This window comes from Streptomyces marianii, assembly GCF_005795905.1.
In the GTDB taxonomy this organism is placed as follows: Bacteria; Actinomycetota; Actinomycetes; order Streptomycetales; family Streptomycetaceae; genus Streptomyces; species Streptomyces marianii.
In genome coordinates this window covers 948,506-962,967 of record NZ_VAWE01000001.1, presented here as the reverse complement: position 1 = coordinate 962,967, position 14,462 = coordinate 948,506, and the positions used below count along the sequence as shown (strand labels likewise).

The 14,462-nt window shown below is 67.1% G+C and carries 8 protein-coding genes and 7 pseudogenes; 9 read left to right on the top strand and 6 right to left on the bottom strand.

The genetic code is table 11. The annotated features are described in order from the left end of the window. Positions 1-150: 150 nt before the first annotated feature. Positions 151-633, top strand: a pseudogene (locus FEF34_RS04415) (transposase); the annotation flags it as partial. A gap of 173 nt (positions 634-806) precedes the next feature. Further along, positions 807-887, top strand: a pseudogene (locus FEF34_RS44155) (hypothetical protein); the annotation flags it as partial. Here FEF34_RS44155 and FEF34_RS42555 read toward each other — a convergent pair. The 3 genes and pseudogenes from FEF34_RS42555 to FEF34_RS04400 form a co-directional block, all read right to left on the bottom strand. Beyond that, positions 885-1,204: pseudogene (locus FEF34_RS42555) on the bottom strand (IS5/IS1182 family transposase); the annotation flags it as partial. The pseudogenes FEF34_RS44155 and FEF34_RS42555 overlap by 3 nt on opposite strands. A gap of 55 nt (positions 1,205-1,259) precedes the next feature. Next, positions 1,260-2,006: a collagen-like domain-containing protein gene (locus tag FEF34_RS41970; RefSeq protein WP_199800639.1), complete on the bottom strand. Its 747-nt coding sequence runs from the start codon at positions 2,004-2,006 to the stop codon at positions 1,260-1,262. 427 nt (positions 2,007-2,433) lie between these two features. Further along, positions 2,434-3,599 (bottom strand): annotated as a pseudogene (locus FEF34_RS04400) (IS3 family transposase). Between the two features lie 925 nt (positions 3,600-4,524). On the opposite strand from FEF34_RS04400, the gene FEF34_RS04395 reads away from it, so the two are divergent. Both FEF34_RS04395 and FEF34_RS44470 read left to right on the top strand, forming a co-directional pair. Beyond that, complete coding sequence (locus tag FEF34_RS04395; protein WP_171052812.1) at positions 4,525-5,760, top strand: right-handed parallel beta-helix repeat-containing protein; 1,236 nt, start codon at positions 4,525-4,527, stop codon at positions 5,758-5,760. Positions 5,761-6,158: 398 nt separating this feature from the next. After that, a pseudogene (locus FEF34_RS44470) lies at positions 6,159-7,082 on the top strand (IS701 family transposase); the annotation flags it as partial. A 207-nt stretch (positions 7,083-7,289) separates the two neighbouring features. On the opposite strand, the gene FEF34_RS04385 reads toward FEF34_RS44470, so the two are convergent. Next, positions 7,290-7,805 carry a zinc ribbon domain-containing protein gene (locus tag FEF34_RS04385; RefSeq protein ID WP_138051945.1) on the bottom strand — a complete coding sequence of 172 codons (516 nt, stop codon included), beginning with the start codon at positions 7,803-7,805 and terminating at the stop codon, positions 7,290-7,292. A 360-nt stretch (positions 7,806-8,165) separates the two neighbouring features. Between FEF34_RS04385 and FEF34_RS04380 the strand changes: the two genes are divergently transcribed. From FEF34_RS04380 to FEF34_RS04360, 5 genes and pseudogenes are all read left to right on the top strand, one after another. Continuing rightward, complete coding sequence (locus tag FEF34_RS04380; protein WP_138051944.1) at positions 8,166-8,732, top strand: 2Fe-2S iron-sulfur cluster-binding protein; 567 nt, start codon at positions 8,166-8,168, stop codon at positions 8,730-8,732. Further along, positions 8,729-9,721 carry an FAD binding domain-containing protein gene (locus FEF34_RS04375; RefSeq protein ID WP_138051943.1) on the top strand — a complete coding sequence of 331 codons (993 nt, stop codon included), beginning with the start codon at positions 8,729-8,731 and terminating at the stop codon, positions 9,719-9,721. Before FEF34_RS04380 ends, FEF34_RS04375 begins: the two co-directional genes overlap by 4 nt. Further along, positions 9,718-11,904: a xanthine dehydrogenase family protein molybdopterin-binding subunit gene (locus FEF34_RS04370; RefSeq protein WP_138051942.1), complete on the top strand. Its 2,187-nt coding sequence runs from the start codon at positions 9,718-9,720 to the stop codon at positions 11,902-11,904. Before FEF34_RS04375 ends, FEF34_RS04370 begins: the two co-directional genes overlap by 4 nt. A 96-nt stretch (positions 11,905-12,000) precedes the next feature. Further along, positions 12,001-12,172, top strand: a pseudogene (locus FEF34_RS04365) (ISL3 family transposase); the annotation flags it as partial. A gap of 502 nt (positions 12,173-12,674) precedes the next feature. Continuing rightward, positions 12,675-12,890, top strand: a complete 216-nt coding sequence (locus FEF34_RS04360) for a hypothetical protein (protein WP_138051941.1) — start codon at positions 12,675-12,677, stop codon at positions 12,888-12,890. 248 nt (positions 12,891-13,138) lie between these two features. Here FEF34_RS04360 and FEF34_RS04355 read toward each other — a convergent pair. Both FEF34_RS04355 and FEF34_RS04350 read right to left on the bottom strand, forming a co-directional pair. Next, positions 13,139-13,333, bottom strand: a pseudogene (locus tag FEF34_RS04355) (IS3 family transposase); the annotation flags it as partial. A 25-nt stretch (positions 13,334-13,358) separates the two neighbouring features. Continuing rightward, complete coding sequence (locus FEF34_RS04350) at positions 13,359-14,453, bottom strand: IS630 family transposase (protein ID WP_138051939.1); 1,095 nt, start codon at positions 14,451-14,453, stop codon at positions 13,359-13,361. Positions 14,454-14,462: the final 9 nt, after the last annotated feature.

The following is a 14,462-nucleotide window of genomic DNA, read 5'->3' as shown; positions in this document are numbered from 1 at the left end:
GCAACTTGATCCATATCTGCGTCCCGGGGGTCCGCACGGAAGTCGCTTCGCTGCTGCCGCTGACCACGGCCCGGTTGTCGCTGCGTCTGTTCACTCCCGGCGACGTCAACGACCTGTTCGCCTCCTACAACGCCCAGGCCATGGTACGCGCACCAGATCATCACCGCCGCCGACGTCACGACCAACCCCGCCGACGCACTCAACTACACCGGCATGCTCGACCAATCCGCCGCGAACACCGGAATCCACGCACGTCAGGCGCTCCTCGACGCGGGCTACTGCTCCGAGGCGAACCTTCAGGCCGCAGCTGAGCGCAAGGAAGAACACGGCACCGACACCTTCATGGCCACCGGCCACCTGTCCCACGATGAACGCGTCAGCCCCGCCCCGCGCGGACGCATCCCGGCCGACGCCACAGCGCGCGAACGCATGGCCCGCAAACTGCGCACCAAACCCGGACGCGCTGCCTACACCCAACGCAAAGCCATCGTCGAACCCGTCTTCGGGCAGATCATGACCTGCCAAGACGGCCGCAGACTCCTGCTACGCGGCGAAGCAGGCGCCCGCGCAGAATCGCGGCTACTCGCCGCATGCCACAACCTGCGACGCCGGACGGCGGAGACCAGCGAAGCGCAGCGTCGATTCTTCGAGTATGCGCGGCTGCAGAGCCAGGTCCCGCCGGGGATCGGGAGTACCCTGCCGAGCCGGATCGCAGCGAGACGATTGCCACAGTGGACGAATTCCTTCCCGCAGAGCTGCGGGTGCCCAGCCACGACCAACTCGAGGGCAGCATGATGTTGCCGGATACTGACAGATTGTTGATCACGGCGGACTGCAGAGGGTCCGACAGCTACCGCTCTCGGTTATGGAAGGCCGAACTCGCCGCCTTCGTCGACCGGCACCCGGCTCACCGCTCGAAGCCTGCGCTGCTGGACGACGAGTCCAGGGCCGAGGTGGCCGATAGTGCGGTCCGCGTCCTTCGGCACCCCGAACAGCGGCGCGAGCCGGTGCGGGGTCAGGTTGTTCCGCCAACACACCGCAACCGGCAGGACCCGGTCCTCCAGCGGCTGGCTCTATGGCCGGCCCCTGCGGACCGGGTCCGCACCCTCGCGTCGCGGCAACGTGATCAGCTCGCCGAACTGTCGCGGGCTCGGCCCGTGAACGGGACTGCCCAGGACGGCTCCGCCGTGACCACACCAGACACGTCAAGATCGTCTCCACCGTGACCGGCAGTTACGGAACAACCTCACCCAGTGTCATCATGAGGTGGTGCACAGCGCGTAGGTCTGCACGCTGACTGGAGATGCTGTCAGGTTGGTGACAACCACGATCCAGCTGTGCGCGTCAGCGTCCGGCATGCTGAGGACCTCTCCAGGCCATGGGCCGGTGAGGGAGTACCCGCCACCAGTTACGAAGTCGAAGACACCACACGGAGCTGACAGCTGCCGCCCTTCACCGGGCGGGACCACGGCCGAATCTCCGACGACCCGACGCGTGGCCGTGGGTCCGGTCGGCCCGGTGTCGCCCGTGGGTCCGGTCGGCCCGGTGTCGCCCGTGGGTCCGGTCGGCCCGGTGTCGCCCGTGGGTCCGGTCGGCCCGGTGTCGCCCGTGGGTCCGGTCGGCCCGGTGTCGCCCGTGGGTCCGGTCGGCCCGGTGTCGCCCGTGGGTCCGGTCGGCCCGGTGTCGCCCGTGGGTCCGGTCGGCCCGGTGTCGCCCGTGGGTCCGGTCGGCCCCGTGTCACCCGTCGGCCCCGTCGGCCCGACCTTGCCCTTGCACCGGTCCCCGCGGTCGGCGAACACCTTGGGGCTTGGCGTGGCACGGCACTTGTCGGCCGTCATTGAGGCGGTGTTCATGCCATCCGGGTACGTGGGGTTGCTCACGACGGCCAGAGCCGGGCTGGAGAGGCCCAGCATGATGACGGCCAGCGAGGCAGCACTTCCGGCGACCCATCCGCGTCGCTTGGGAAGCGGGCCGAGGGCGGACACGGTCCGGTTGTCAGAACTCATGAAAGTGACCTGCTTTCTCGTTCGATCCGTACTGCGTTGAGGCTGGCAGGCACAAGCCTTTCTCGACCGGCCTGTACCGACGCGGACTTACGAGTGCCGGTATTGGTCCACCTAGGCACTGCCCCTTGACTCCTTGGACAGTTCACCTCGACCCGATGGGACGAGTCACTGATGAGGCCGTGATTGCAGCCAGAACCAGACAAGACCTTGAGGCTGTGGTGAAACGCGGGCACCCACCGAGCTAGGGGAATACTGCTCAGCACGTCCGTCCACGACCGCCATTGGGCGCGCTGATCACAATAATTCGGTCGGACATCCACGACGAAGTAGCAGACGCGCCGAGTGATCAGCAAATTGGCGCATCAACGCCATCGAAGGGCCTAATGAGTGAGCTGCCCCGAGTTTTGTGGAGTCCGCGATCGGGTGATCAAGCGGTCTGCGGGACTTCCTCCCGTCGCGCCCGGAACGCATACTCGTATTCGTCGGGCGGGAGGTAGCCGAGGGCGGAGTGAAGTCGTTCAGTGTTGTACCACGCGACCCATCGGAAGACGGCCCGTTCGACCTCGTCGAAGTCCCGCCACGGTCCCTGATGCTCGATCAGTTCGGCCTTGAAGGCGCCGTTCAGGGCTTCCGTCATCGCGTTGTCGTAGCTGTTGGCGACGGACCCGACCGATGCGGAAGCTCCGACCTCGGCAAGACGCTACGTATACCGAATGGACACGTACTGCGACCCGCGGACGCTGTGATGAATGAGGCCGGAGTCCTTCTTGATCCTCCGTCTCCACAGTGCCATCTCCAGTGCGTCCAGCGGCAGGTCCGTGCGCATATGGGTGGCGGGCCTGCGAGCCCACCATCCGACGGGAGTACGCGTCCAGGACGAACGCGACGTAGACCCAGCTTGAGCAGGTCCGGATGTAGGTCAGGTCGGCCAACCACAGCTGGTTGGGGCGTTCGGCGGTGAAGCGGCGGTTGACCAGGTCCGGCGGGCGCGGGGCGGCCGGCTCCGGGACCGTGGTGCGGCGCCGTTGGCCGCGGATGACGCCCTCGATGCCGAGCTCAGCCATCTGCCGCTCGACGGTGCACCGCACCACCCGGTGCCCGGCGCGGACCAGGGCGCGTGTGACGCGGCGGGCGCCGTAGGTGCGGCCGGATTCCTCCCAAGCGGCCGTGACCAGCGGGATCAGTTCCTCGTCACGCAGACGGCGGGCCGACTTCGGTCGCTGCTTGCGCGCGAAGTACGTCGACGCAGACAGCTTCAGCACCCGGCAAATGGGATCGACCCCGAGGTCCTTCTCACGCAAGTGGTCGATCACCTGCTCGGCCTCGTCCTGGGACGGTCGATCTCCTGGGCAAAAACACCGAGGCGGCTTTCAGGATCTCGTTGGCACGCCTCAACTCGGCGATTTCCTTGCGGAGTTCTTTCAGCTCGTGGCGCTCGGCGGTGGTGAGCCGGTCGTCGCGCTCTCCGGCGTCGGCCTCCCGCAGGGCCTCCTGATGGATCCCGAGGTCGCGGGCCACGTGGGCCACCGGCCGACCGGTAGCGCGGACGGCGCGCTCACGAAGTTCATCGGGGTACCTACGGGGTGCTGGCACTGCTCGTGGTTCTCCTTACGCCTGGAATCGTAACCCAGGCTTCAGGGACTCCATGGAGATCAGTGCAGCTCATGAAGGGTCTGTCAAGCGAGTGCCTGGACCGCAGTCGGCGATGACGCCGGTTATCCGTCGGGCGAGGAGGATGTGGCCGCGGAGGAGGTCAGCCGCGTATCTGCCACATGATTCGCTTGGCGCGGGTGTCGACGCCTTCGGTGTGGCCGTGCGGCAGCGAACCACTAGGTTGGCTGCCGATGTGACTGTGAGGGTGGGGCCGCACGATGGGCGAGCAGAGATGGTCGCGATCGGGGTCGACCGGTAGGCGGGAGGGCCATGTGCAGGGCCTGAGGTTCGGGCATGCGTGCGCACTCGTTTGATGGCGTTCGGCGCAGGTGGCCGAGCAGTTCCGGCACAAGGCCTCGGCGCCAGGGTGCCCACAAAGGACAGGACTTCAACGTCGCTGCCTCGCGGTCCGGTTGTAGTACCGGGCCGACACACCCTGAACTGATCCGCCGCTGACAATTCACACGACCTGACAATGCCCCTCGCGGCAACCGACGACCGTACGGCATACGATCAACGCCGCTGGACAAACGCAGAGTTATCTTTCGGGCGGAGGACCCTCACATCACCTGAACGGACATTGCCAGACGTCACGAAGCGTTACCGATTAATGATTTACTGTGCGTGTGCCTTCGCCCCCGTGGCACGGGGAAGGGCGCCAGCCCTTCGATACTCGGGTTATTCCGGGAAAGGGATTTCAATCATGCCTTCTCTGTCTGGAACCACAAAGGCCGCGCCGGGCACGCCAGCGTCCCTTCGTTCACCGAGAGGCCGTTGGCCCCTACTCCTCGCCACCTTCATCACAGCTGCCTCGAGCCTGTGTGCAACGGCTGCGGTGGCACAGGCAGGGTTGTACCCGGAGCGGGTGGGCGCCGATCCGGGGCGAGGGACCGTCCTATCAGCCGGCCAGGCCCCGCAGGCGGTGAGGGGGGAGCCCTATGGCGCAGACGAGCGCACCGCCCGCCGGGTGCCGTGCGCAACCGACGCCCTCATCGACACGATCGAACAGCTCAACGAAACCGGGGGTGGTCGGCTCGCACTGACGAGGAAGTGCATCTACGTGTTGGACGGGGCTTGGGAGGGAGGGAGCGGGCTACCCACTATCACTACGTCGATCACCATTTACGGACGTGGCGCCACGGTTATGCGACACGCCACCGCCGAAGCATTCGGCGTCTTTGAGGTCGCCGCTGGCGGAGACCTGCAGCTCCACCAGCTCACCGTGTCAGGGGGCAAGTCTGCCGACGCGCCCGGACTGAACGGTGGCGGTGGCGTCCTCGTCCAGCAGGGCGGCCAAGTGGGGCTCGACCGGGTCATGCTGACCAAGAATACGGTTGCCGACACAAGCAAGCAAAATGGCGGTGCCCTCTACAACTTGGGCGTTTCCGTCATCGAGAATAGCGTCCTCACCCAGAACGTCGCCTACGACGGCGGTGCGGTCTTCAATGCATCGGGTGCAGAACTGGTCGTCCGGAAGTCGAATCTGACACAGAACACGGCAACCAACACCGGTGGCGCCCTGCATCAGGGGGCGCAGGCCGTCATCAAGGACAGCCTGTTCAGCGACAACCGCTCCGAGGGTGAGTCCGGCGGAGCGATCTACAACGTCAATACCGACCTCCAGGTCTTCCGCACCACGTTCCTGCGGAACACTGCCGCCGACGACGGAGGTGCCCTCATCAACAAAGGATCGGGCACACTCACGATGAAGGGCGTCAAGATCAGCAACAACATCGCCAAAGTCTACGGCGGAGGCCTGTACGTGGAGGGCAACGCGCTGATCGAAGACACCTATATCAGGGGAAACGTCGCCACTGATGCGCGCGGAGGCGCTATCTACATCAACGAGGCTGGCACTGTGGTCGTCAGGCGCACCGTCATCACGAGGAACCAAGCGGGGGAAACCGCTGGTGGGGTGCAGATCGAGGACGGCTCGGTCACCCTCGCCGGCACCCGCATCACGAAGAACCTATCGGGCATCCAGCCCGGCGGTGTGCTGAGCCTGGTGCCCATCACAGTCACGGGCAAGACCATCATCAAGGGAAACCTCCCCACCAACTGTGCGGGCGGCATCGAGCCGATTCCCGGTTGCACCGACTGAGCCTCGATAAGCGACCGGGCTTGCAGGAGGCGGGCGGAGGCGGCGGCGGTGTTGCGGTGTCCCGTTCGGCGACCAGGCGCGGCGCGACGGACTGACGGCGCATCGAAGCTCCGTTGTGAGCGAGCGACTCGGGAAATCACCCGCTCGGACGGAACTCGTTGTGTAGGACCCTCTCCCCACGTCATCCGCTCCTGGCCCGCACCGCCAAGAAACCATGTGACTCTACAACAGCCTGGCCGTTACTCCAGTCTGACTTCGCGATCTTGTCGCGGACCCGGCTGAGAACGGGTACGGCCACCGCGTGACCATCGGGGGTTGTGTGGACTCCTGAAGATCGTGCGGTGGCCGCAGGCCATGGGGTGGACCCTGCCCGCTGACGGGCGATGTTCGATCAGGTTATGGCGCGGATCGCGGTCCGGTTCGGGCGAGTTGAACCCCGGGCTGCGGCCCGCGCCTACCTGCTCGGACTACTGTCGAGCGTCGAGCGGAAGAACTGCTGGCAACTGGCCGAACAGGCCGGCCTTGCCCGGCCTGGGCCGATGCAACGCTTGCTGCGCTCCGTCCGCTCGGACGCCGATGCCGTCCGCGACGACCTGCGTGCCTACGCCGCCGAACACCTCGACGTCGACGGCAGTGTTCTCGTCGTCGACGAGACCGGCTTCCTGAAGAAGGGTCAGTCCTCGGTGGGAGTGCAGAGCCAGTACACCGGCATCGCGGGACGCATCGAGAACGCCCAGGTCGGCGTGTTCCTCGCCCTGGCCACCAGCCGGGGCCGGGCCCTGATCGACCGACGGCTCTCACCTGCCCGAGCACTCCTGGTCGGGTGATCTGGAACGCCGCAGCGCGGCCGGGATACCTGAGACGGTGCAGTTCGCCACCAAGCCCCGTCTGGCCTCGGGGATGATCGCCGCCACGCCGGACGCCGGGATCACCGCCTCCTGGGTAACCGGCGACGAAGCCTACGGCCAGGACCCCCAGCTTCGCACCGCCCTCGAGGTACGCGGCATCGGCTACGTGATGGCCGTCGCCTGCTCGACCCGGGTGAGGATCAACACGGGCCGCACCCTTGTCCGTGCCGATACCGTCGCGAGTCGCCTGCCCGCCTCTGTCTGGCACCGCCAGAGCGCCGGCAACGGTGCGAAAGGACCGCGGTACTACGACTGGGTCTGGGTCCACATCGGCATCGGCAGCCACCGCCCCTGCTCGTCCGCCGCAACCGGTCCACCGGCGAACTCGCCTTCTACCTGTGCTGGTCACCCACCGAAGTGCCCCTGTCCGAACTGGTCCGCGTCGCCGGTGTCCGCTGGAGCCTTGAGGAGTGCCACCCGTAGTGCGCCCCATGTCGGGACGGACTTTCATGGCCCTTGCTCCTCTGTGTCGTTGTGGGGTTCGGGTGGGATGGGTGCCTGCCAGCGGGTCTTGGCGTGATCGCAGCAGCTCCCTGCGTTCGGCGGTGGTCACCGCCGGATTCGCCCATAGTCGAGGTAGATCGGCCGCCAGCGTGGCGATGGCCTCACGCTCGGCGCTGCTTAGCACTGCCGGGCGGATCTCACGAAACCGCTGGTGGTCGGCCTCCACCTGGGCCTGTTCGGCCAGCGCGGCCTCCCGATGCGGGCGCGTTTGACCCGCTGGTGCCACAACCGGTCCAGCATCGCACGTTCGGCCTCGTCCTGTTCGGCGGACCGCAGCGACACCTCCAGTCCCGCCGGGGCGATGGCCTGCATCACCTGGGTGACCGCATGTGCATCCAGCGGCGGCCCGGCGATGGTCTGGCACGGCTTCCCGGTGCCGTAGTTGACCGGCTCATAGGCGCACGTATACCGGTGAGTGACCGGATGCGGGCCGTGCCGGTGATACTGGGAGGCAATCTTGTGCCCGCCGCAGACACCGCAGCGCAGCAGCCCGGCGAGCAGGGCCGATCCGCCCCGCGGAGCGCCGGGGGCGGCGGCGGTGGTTCGGTTGGCCTGCAGGCGGGCCAGGTTCGCCGCGTACTGCTCGGGGCGCTGATATAGGCCGGCAGCCGGTCCGGCAGCAGCACATGCCATTGATCCATCGCGGCCACCACCCGCCCCGTCGAGGGCCGTCCCGGCCGAGCACGGCAGCGCGGTGAGGCGACTTCCCGCAGCTCACGTCCCGGCCGTACCCGCGAGTCACACTCTGGAGCCGGCGCGATGCCGATTGGACGGGGGAATTCGGAATGCTAGTGTGTCTGAATGACGATAGCTCCACCATGGATGTCCGGTAAGGGTAGGTAATTCCTCCCTGGGTCGGTCGAAGGCGGAGAGGTTGCCTGACCGGTGAGCTTCTTGTACCGGTTCCGCGCCGGCCGCGCCGCTGTTCTCGTCGTCTGGCCCTTTCGTCCGCCGGGGCTCTCGATGTGCCGGCTGCGCGAAAGGAAGCTGACCGTGTCCCTGTCGACATCCAGCGTCATCGCCTTGCACATCAACGGCGAAGACCATGAGCTGATCGTGGACCACCGTACCAGCCTGCTCGACGTACTGCGGGAACATCTCGGTCTGACCGGCACCAAGAAGGGCTGCGACCACGGGCAGTGCGGCGCCTGCACGGTCCTGACCAACGGACGCCGGACGCTCTCCTGCCTGCGACTGGCGGTGGCGGCCGAGGGATGTGACATCACCACGATCGAGGGCCTGGCCGACGGCGAGCGGCTTCACCCGGTACAGCAGGCCTTCCTCGACTTCGACGGCTACCAGTGTGGCTACTGCACGCCGGGGCAGATCTGCTCGGCGGTGGCGGTGCTCGATGAGCAGGCTGCGGGCTGGCCGAGCGCCGTCACCCGTGACGTCCGTCCCGAGGCCGGACAGCCGATCCTGAACGCCGACGAGATCCGCGAGCGGATGAGCGGCAATCTCTGTCGCTGCGGCGCCTACGCGTCGATCGTCGATGCCATCGCACGCGCTGCCCGACAGGACGGGGAGAACCCGAGAGCCGAGGCGGGGGAGGCGGGATGAGAGAGTTCGGCTATCATCGCGCAACCGATCCATCGGACGCGGTCGCTGTACTTGGAGCCCACCCGGACGCGCGCTTCCTCGGCGGCGGTACCAACCTCGTCGACCTGGTGAAAGCCGGCGTCGAGCGGCCCACCATGCTCGTCGACGTCAGTCGACTGCCTCTCGACAGAATCGAAGTGACGCCGGACGGCGGCCTCCACATCGGCGCGGCCATCGTCAACAGCGACCTCGCTGCACATCCCGAAGTCCGCCGCCGGTATCCGGCACTGGCCCAGGCGGTCCTTGCGGGAGCCTCCGGACAGCTCCGCAACATGGCCACGGTCGGTGGGAACCTGCTCCAGCGCACCCGTTGCGCCTACTTCAACGACATCACAACACCCTGCAACAAGCGAGTCCCGGGCAGCGGCTGCCCGGCCATCGAGGGTGATCACCACAATCACGCGATCCTGGGCGCCTCCGAATCCTGTGCGGCCGTCCACCCGTCGGACCTGACCGTCGCGCTGACGGCGTTCGACGCAGTCGTCTCGTACCAGACGAGCCAAGGTCCCGGAGAACTTCCGTTCACCGAGTTCTACCTGCCCGTGAGGGACACCCCCCACCGCGAGACCGCTCTCCCGCCCGGAGCGCTGGTCACGGGAGTCACCCTGCCGCCCGCACCGCTCGCCGCGCACTCGAGGTTCCGGAAGGTACGCGAGCGTGCCTCCTACGCGTTCGCGATCGGCTCGGTCGTCGCCGCACTCGACGTGCAGGACCATGTCGTACGTGATGTGCGCCTCGCCTTCGGCGCGGTCGCCTCCCGCCCCTGGCATGCCCGCAAGGCCGAACGGCAACTGGCCGGGGCGCCGGCGGAGCCCGCGTCGTTCGCCGCCGCCGCTGACGCCGAACTGGCCGCCGCCCGGCCGCTTCCCCACAACGGGTACAAGGTGACCCTGATGCGCAACCTCGTGGTGGCTGTGCTGACGGAAATCACCGAGGAGGCCTCACGATGACAGCGGTGAAAACGGCGAGGGGTCGTGTCGGCACCCCGTACATCCGGGTGGACGGCCGGGACAAGGTCACGGGGGCAGCCCGCTACGCCGGGGACTTCTCCTTCCCCGAGCTCGCGCACGGCGCACTGGCGCTGTCCACCGTCGCCCGCGGCCGCATCCGCTCCGTCCAGGCCGCTGCCGTCGCTGCGATGCCCGGCGTGCTGGCCGTCCTGCATCACGGCAACGCTCCACGCGTGGAGAAGAACTACTCCGACGTGCTGAGTGTGCCCCCGGACCCGACCGTCGCTCTGTTCCAGCACGACCGGGTGCCCCATGTCGGCTGGCCGGTGGCACTGGTCGTCGCCACGACCGCCGAGCAGGCTCGAGAGGCGGTCGAGTCACTGGTGATCCACTACGAGCAGGAGCCGCACGACGTCGCGTTCTCCGCCGAACACCCGGACGCCTACGCGGCGGACACCCCCCTCATGCCGTCGGGGGTGGCACGGAAAGGAGACCTGGAGTCCGCACTCGCAGCGTCCCCGGTCCTCGTCGACGAGCTGTACACGACCGCCGAGGAGCACCACGGCATGATGGAGCCCCATGCCGCGACCGCACTCTGGGACGGCGACAGGCTCGAGGTCGTCGACTCCAACCAGGGGAGCCTGTGGGTCGCGCACGGCCTCGCGATGTTGTTCTCCATGGATCCAGCCAAGGTGCACGTGCGTTCGGAGCATGTCGGAGGTGGGTTCGGATCGAAAGGTTTGCGTGCGCACCAAGTGGCCGCAGTGATGGCCACGACGGTGGTACGGCGCCCTGTCAGAGTGGCATTGACCCGCCGTCAGATGTTTTCGCTGACCGGATACCGGAGTCCCACCGCACAACGGATCAGGCTCGGCTCCGACCTTGAGGGACGATTGCTCGCCGTGCAGCACGACGCGTTGAGCATGACGTCGACCGAGTACGAGTTCGTCGAGCCGAGCTCCGAGGTGGGGTGGCGGATGTACGACGCCGGCGCGCACCACACCCGTAACCGGGTCGTACGGCTCGACGTTCCCACCCCGACCTGGATGCGCGCGCCGGGCATGGCCCCCGGCTCTTTCGCCCTGGAGTCCGCACTCGACGAACTCGCCGAAAAGTGCGGCGTGGACCCCATCGTGCTGCGCACCCGAAACCTCCCTGCCGCAGGACCCCTGTCCGGACTGCCGTTCAGCAACCACAATCTGCTCGCCTGCTTCGCCGAGGGAGCCCGCAGGTTCGGCTGGCCGGACCGCGACCCGCGTCCCGGCCTGCGACGCGAGGGGCACTGGGTACTGGGGACCGGCACGGCCGGGGCCATCTACCCCGCAGGAGTCGCACCCTCCACGGCCTCCGCGACGGCCGAGGCGGACGGCACCTTCACCATACGGATCACCGCGTCCGACATCGGGACCGGAGCACGCACCGCGCTCACCCTCGTTGCCGCCGACGCACTGGAGGTGGCGCCGGAGCACGTGCGCGTCCTCATAGGGGACAGCGACTTCGGCCCGGCGGTGATCGCCGGTGGCTCCATGGGAACCCGTTCCTGGTCCTGGGCGGTCACGATGGCGGCACGCAGGCTGAGGAAGCATTTGAGCCGGGACGGGATCATCCCGCCCGAAGGGATCACGGCGCGCGCGGACACCTCCGCGGAGGTCGCCGCTCTACCGCCGAAGGAACGGCATTCGTTCGGAGCGCAGTTCGCGGAGGTGGCCGTGGACACGGCCACCGGTGAGGTACGGGTACGGCGCATGCTCGGCATTTTCGCGGCGGGCCGGATCGTCAACCCGCTGACGGCGCGGAGCCAGCTCGTCGGCGGGATGACCTGGGGCATCTCCATGGCCCTTCACGAGGAGGCGGTCAGAGACCGGGCCACCGGCGGTCAGATAGGCCCCGATCTCGCGAACTACCACGTAGCGACTCATGCGGATGTGCCGGACGTCGAGGCCGACTGGGTGGACGATACGGATCCCGACGACCCTGTGGGGATCAAAGGCATAGGCGAGCTGGGGATCGTGGGCGCCGCCGCGGCGATCGCAAACGCCGTCTGGCACGCGACCGGCGTGCGGCACCGGAACCTGCCAATCCGACCCGACCGCGTACTGGTCGCCGCCATGGCAGGACGCGAGGGTCCACAGACCCGCACGCGGGGTCCAAAGGACGCAGGTCCCGAACTCGCCGGGGGATGACGGTCGGGGGGTCTCGCCGCATACGTCGACACACCGCGCCGGCCACGAGCCCACACCGCACTCCCTCCCGTCTTGCGGGCCTCAACTTCAGAGACGCCGCACCTGCGTACGGCCCTGCTGCGGATCCCGTTGCCGACCGGGCGGGTGCCTCGTGTGATCGACGTCGACGACTTCACACTGCGCCCGGGGGGCACCGCTATGCCATCGTGATCACCGATGCCGAGCCCCACGAGCGATCCACGTGCTCCCCGGCCGTACGGCCGATACAAGCACGAGCTCCGCTTCCGTACGGCAAACGGCCCTGCCGAGTGCATCGGCACCAAGATCAAACGGATCGCATGCCAGATGATCGCCAGGTGTACAGCCAGCCCTCGGCATTGGGCACGTAGGTGACGGCTTCCCCCGGTCGGGGGAGCTTGCTTCCCCCCGGTGGGGGGAGCTTGCTTCCCCCCGGTGGGGGGCCGACTGGCGGATATCGAGCGGTGCATGAGGTGGGCCATATTTGAGCCATCGCCTCTCGAGCGCTGCTGCGAACGCCGGTGACATTGGGTGCGACGAAGCCTGCTCCACCGGGTCTGGTCACAGTGTGTGCGGAGGCGGCCATGTGGCGGCTCTCCGGTCCTCTGTGTCTACCGGAGTGCTGTCCGGAGTCCCGGATCACTGAAGCCAGGACTCACTCCCCGCTGAGGAAAGGAATAGTCATGAACCGTCTGACCAAGACAGCGGTTGCTGCTGCCGCTGGTGGGGCGCTTGTGTTCGGAAGTTCCGCAATGGCCAGCGCGGCAACTACCAGCACGACCACCGGCACGACCACCGCGACGACCCAGACTGTCCCCGAGACGAAGAAGGGTACGGTGGAGAGCGTCCCCGGACCGAAGAAGGGCACGCCCGCGCCGAAGATAACGCAACTCCCCAGTCACGTCGCTTCCGAGACGGAGCGGGCGGGCACCTCCGAGGGGGCGCCCGCGGTCCAGCCGAAGAAGTAGGGCATGGTGGCGGACTTCCCCGCTGCGCCGGGCCCGTCGATGCGGCTTTTGCCGTCTGACGCCGACGCGGTTGGTGTCCGCTGTTCGGTCTTCGGCTGAACAGTATCCACCTCGATGCTGTGACCGGATCTCTTTGGGATCCGGTCACTCTTGGTTGAGGAGCAGTGCCTCATACGGGTCGCGGGGCGCGACCCGGAAAGCGGCGGCTTCTCAATTTGAGGCGTCCCCCGGAGTGTGGACACAGGGGCTCATGCCGCGATTGAGAGTTTAGCTGCTCGCAGATGCTGCTGATCGAACTCCACTGGCGAGAGGTAGTCGAGTGCGCTGTGGCGTCTGCGGGCGTTGTAGTAGGTGAGCCACTCGAAGATCTCCAGCCTCGCCTGACGCATTGTCGAGAACAGCCTCTCGTGCATCGTCTCCCTCTTGAGTCCCTGCCAGAACGACTAGTGTCTCGTGATCCTGTTCATGTCAGTTCGAGTTGTTATTGACGAGTTTCTTCATGTTGGTCGCGACGAGTCGGACTTTGGCGAGGACCTCGCCGGCGGTCGCGGTCCAGGTGAACGGTTTCGCGCTCTCGTTCCAGGAGTCGATGTAGTCGCGGATCTGCTTGATCAGGACGTTGACGCTGGAGAACGTGCCGCGGCGGATGGACTGCCGGGTCAGGATTCCGAACCAGATCTCGATCTGGTTCAGCCACGAGGAGCCGACGGGAGTGAAATGGAAGTGGACGTGCGGGTTCTTGGCCAGCCACTCCTTGACCTCTGGGGTGGTGTGCGTGGAGAGGTTGTCCAGGACGACGTGGATGTCCTTTCCGGCGTGTGGTTTCACCGCCTTCTTCAAGAAGGTCAGGAAGTCCTTGCCGTTCCGGGTCGGCCTGCACTCGCCGAGCACTTCGCCGGTGGTCACGTTCAGGGCGGCGAACAGGTTCGTGGTGCCGTGCCGGACGTAGTCGGCGGTGCGCTTCTCGCTCGCCGCGAACGCGACGGGCAGTACCCGCTGGGTTCGGTCCAGCGCCTGGATCTGCGTCTTCTCGTCGATCGAGAGGACCACCGCGCCGCCCGGCGGGGCGAGGTAGAGGCCGATCACGTCGGCCACCTTCTCCGCGAACGCCGGGTCCTTCGAAATCTTGAAGGTGCCACTGCGGTGCGGCTTGAGGCTCTCCTCGCGCCAGACGCGCGCGATGTAGTGCCAGGACACGGTGACGTTCTCGGTCCGCTCCAGGTACTTCGCCAACTCCCGTGTGGACCAGTGCGAAAGCCCCGTGCCGTCCGGCGGTGTCATACGCGTCAGCGCGATCACTCGGGACCGCACCCGGGCCGGTACCTGCTCCCGTGCACCACCGGGACGCTCCCCGTCCAGCCCCGCCAGGCCCTGCTCGGCATAACGGGTCTTCCAGCGGTCCACGGTGGGCAGCGACACCCCGAGCAACTCGGCAATGTCCTTGCGTCGGCGCCCCTCACCCGACCACAGCACGATCCGGCCCCGCGTGGCGACATCCGCAGGCACGTCCCTGCTGTTCACCAACTCCCGCAACTCGGCGACCTGTTCCACGGAGAGCTCCATACCAAGCCA